We start from the raw sequence: 3,841 nt of genomic DNA on the forward strand, positions 1-3,841 counted from the left end.
AACGGTATGCCCCAAATTTAGACCATCCAATCAAAATGCGCGCGTGAGAAAAACGTGAAACGGCGAGTCACACGTCTTCGGTAGCCCGCAGGTGAAACCCACCGGATCGAAGACTGAAACTGTGCAGACTGAGGGAATGCCAGCCAAGCCTCATGTGCGTGCCTACTGGTAAGCTTGTCTCAAAACCCTCGGCGTCGGCCCGAAAAGTGTATGAAGCCTGATTATTTCAGTTTGGCATTTACCCGCGGAACAGTGCGACCATTGTTGCAATGCGAGAGTAAGTTGTTGCACCTGCCGTTCTGCTATGCTGAATTAACCGCCTATGAAAAAAGATCTGACCAGGCAAACTGGTTAAATCGGGGGGCACATCAACATGACCAGGCGCATGCAACCGTTGCGAAGTTTCGCCGCGTGATCCCCTCCCCTGACCTTCCTGTATCTCGGAGCACCTAATGGCAGACCCCATGAAAATCGGGACACCCAAGGAAACGTTTCGGGGGGAATCCCGTGTCGCGATGACACCTGATTCCGCCCTGCAGCTGCAAAAGCTTGGCTACAAATGCCTTATTCAGTCCGGGGCAGGCAAGGCTGCCGGGTTTTCAGATGATGCTTATGAAGCAGCCGGTGCTGAGGTCGTAAAAACCGCCGCAAGCCTTTGGAAACAAGCCGACATCATTACAAAAGTGCGGCAGCCGGATTCCAAGGAAATCGGACACCTGACAGCGGAAAAGACGCTCATTTCCTTCTTTAATCCGGCTTCGAACACGGAAGGCATGGAAGCTGCGAAAACGGCTGGAGCGGCTGTGATTGCCATGGAAATGGTTCCAAGGATCTCCCGGGCGCAGAAGATGGATGCGCTAAGCTCCATGGCAAACATCGCCGGTTACCGAGCGGTGATAGAGGCCGGGAACAACTTTGGCCGTTTCTTCACCGGCCAGATTACCGCGGCAGGCAAAGTACCACCGGCGAAAGTGTTGATTGTTGGTGCTGGTGTCGCAGGCCTGGCGGCAATCGGAACCTCGACCTCACTTGGCGCCGTTACCTACGCGTTTGACGTGCGCCCCGAGGTTGCCGAACAAGTGGAATCCATGGGCGCGGAGTTTGTCTATCTGGATTTTGAGGAAGACCAGCAAGACGGTTCGGCCACCGGCGGGTATGCCAGTGTCTCGTCCCCCGAGTTCAGAGAAGCGCAATTGGCCAAGTTCCGGGAACTTGCACCCGAGATGGACATTGTAATCACGACGGCGCTGATTCCTAACCGCGACGCGCCGAAACTCTGGTTGGAAGATATGGTCCAGGCCATGAAACCTGGATCAGTCATTATCGACCTTGCCGCCGAACGCGGGGGCAATGTGGAAGGCACAGTGAAAGACGAAAAAATTGTTACCGAAAATGGGGTGACAATCGTCGGCTACACCGACTTCCCGTCCCGCATGGCAACCCAGTCATCCAGCCTCTTTGCAACAAACATCCGTCACATGATGACCGATCTGACGCCTGAGAAAGATGGTCAGATCGCGCATAATATGGAAGATGACGTCATTCGCGGCGCCACGGTTACCTACAAGGGTGAAATCACCTTTCCGCCGCCACCGCCCAAGGTCCAGGCGATTGCAGCCAAGCCGAAAGAAAAACCCAAAGAGCTAACGCCCGAGGAAAAGCGTGCGCAGGAAGTTGCCGCGTTCAAGGCGCAGACCAAACAGCAGGTTTCCTTGCTGGCAGTTGGAGGCTTGCTTTTACTTCTTGTCGGATTGGTCGCACCAGCCAGTTTCATGCAGCACTTTATTGTTTTCGTGCTGTCCGTATTTGTCGGCTTCCAGGTGATTTGGAACGTGAGCCATTCGCTTCATACACCTCTGATGGCGATTACTAACGCGATTTCATCAATCATCATTCTGGGTGCTTTGATGCAGATCGGGTCGGGGTCAGGCCTTGTGATAATCCTTGCTGCGGTCTCCGTCTTCATGGCCGGAATCAATATTTTCGGCGGTTTCCTCGTCACACGGCGCATGCTCGCCATGTTCCAGAAGTCTTAAGGGAGGCCGATCGATGGAATTCGGTTTTACAACGGCGGTATATGTCGTCGCGGCTGTTCTGTTCATCCTGTCACTCGGCGGGCTTTCCGGTGAAGAGAGTGCAAAAAGGGCCGTCTGGTACGGCATCGTAGGCATGGCGCTTGCGGTTGTGGCAACCCTGATCGGCCCGGGCTCCGGGATGTGGGGACTGTCGCTTGCGTTCATCGCGATCGGCGGCGTCATTGGATATTATGTCGCCCAACGGGTTCAGATGACCGAAATGCCGCAACTTGTTGCGGCTATGCACTCTCTTGTCGGTCTGGCGGCGGTCTTTGTCGGGTTCAACGCTTATATTGAACTCGGCCGCGTTCTTGCCATGAGCCCGGAGGAACACAAGGCTCTAGAAGGGTTTGCAGCCCTTCTGGCGAAAAAGACATCGGTCGAACAAGCCATCTTGAAAGTCGAAGTGTTTCTGGGCGTATTCATTGGGGCCATCACATTTACCGGCTCTGTGATCGCATTCGGCAAACTGGCTGGAAAGGTTACGTCTAAGGCGGAGAAGCTACCGGGCGGGCATATTCTGAATGCCAGCGCTGCAGGCGCGAGTTTTTTCCTTCTGATCCTGTTCCTCAACGGTGCCGGTATCTGGACGCTGATCCTGATGACGCTGCTGGCGTTCTTCATTGGATACCACTTGATTATGGGCATTGGCGGCGCCGATATGCCCGTCGTTGTCTCCATGTTGAACAGCTATTCAGGCTGGGCAGCGGCGGCCATTGGGTTTTCGCTCGGAAATGACCTTTTGATCGTTGTTGGTGCGCTCGTCGGGTCCTCTGGCGCCATTCTCTCGTACATTATGTGCAAGGCCATGAACCGGTCCTTCATTTCGGTCATCCTGGGCGGCTTCGGAAACACCTCTGGCCCCGCCATGGAGGTTGAAGGAGAGCAGATCGCCATTGAAGCAGACGGTGTCGTTGCGGCCCTGGATGACGCAGACAGCGTAATCATTGTACCGGGTTACGGAATGGCGGTCGCCCAGGCACAGCAAACTGTCAGCGAATTGACCAAACGGCTGCGGGCCAAGGGAAAGAACGTGCGCTTTGCCATCCATCCGGTGGCCGGACGCCTGCCCGGGCATATGAACGTGCTGCTGGCCGAAGCCAAAGTTCCCTACGACATCGTGCTGGAAATGGATGAAATCAATGAAGATTTCCCGGACACCGATGTCGTGATCGTTATCGGATCTAATGATATCGTCAATCCGGCCGCCCAGGACGACCCGAATTCGCCGATCGCAGGCATGCCAGTCCTTGAAGTCTGGAAGGCCAAGCAAGTCTTCGTCTCAAAACGGGGCCAGGGCACCGGCTATTCCGGGATCGATAACCCTCTGTTTTATAAAGAGAATACCCGGATGTACTATGGCGATGCGAAAGCCAGCCTCGACAAGCTTCTCGGTCAAATCAGTTAATCATCTATCTTGCCTTTCAAACGAAAAAGGCCCCGGAGATGGGGCCTTTTTTATTGAACACGTGGATACTGGCTACCAAGCACAAATGAATTGGTTTTCACGCCTTGAAGTTCCGGTTTTTTCTGAGTTGGGATCCTGTGTATCGATCCATTTACCTAAGACACTGGTCCTTTATTAGCTGCCGCTTGAACGCACGCTGTTCCCCAGGAACGGCATACCGTAGAAATTCCAAGCGCGGTTTGTCGCATTTCTTGGATAAGCAATTCCTGAGCCCTCGCTGTTGGCAAGTCGGGAAGGATTTCACCAGCGCCCTTCCCCACAAAAGTAGCGCGGCCCTTACGGGACGAGGCTGTTTTTG

General features: G+C 54.3%; 2 protein-coding genes. Both read left to right on the forward strand.

What is annotated here, in order from left to right; translation table 11 throughout:
* Nucleotides 1-464 precede the first annotated feature (464 nt).
* Complete coding sequence (locus E1180_RS00270; RefSeq protein ID WP_155189094.1) at nucleotides 465-2,036, forward strand: Re/Si-specific NAD(P)(+) transhydrogenase subunit alpha; 1,572 nt, start codon at nucleotides 465-467, stop codon at nucleotides 2,034-2,036.
* Nucleotides 2,037-2,049: 13 nt separating this feature from the next.
* Nucleotides 2,050-3,483 (forward strand): NAD(P)(+) transhydrogenase (Re/Si-specific) subunit beta, encoded by a 1,434-nt coding sequence (locus E1180_RS00275; RefSeq protein WP_155189093.1) that lies wholly within the window; start codon nucleotides 2,050-2,052, stop codon nucleotides 3,481-3,483.
* The last annotated feature ends 358 nt before the right edge of the window (nucleotides 3,484-3,841 follow it).

The organism is Roseibium denhamense, from assembly GCF_009711415.1.
Classification (GTDB): Bacteria; Pseudomonadota; Alphaproteobacteria; order Rhizobiales; family Stappiaceae; genus Roseibium; species Roseibium denhamense.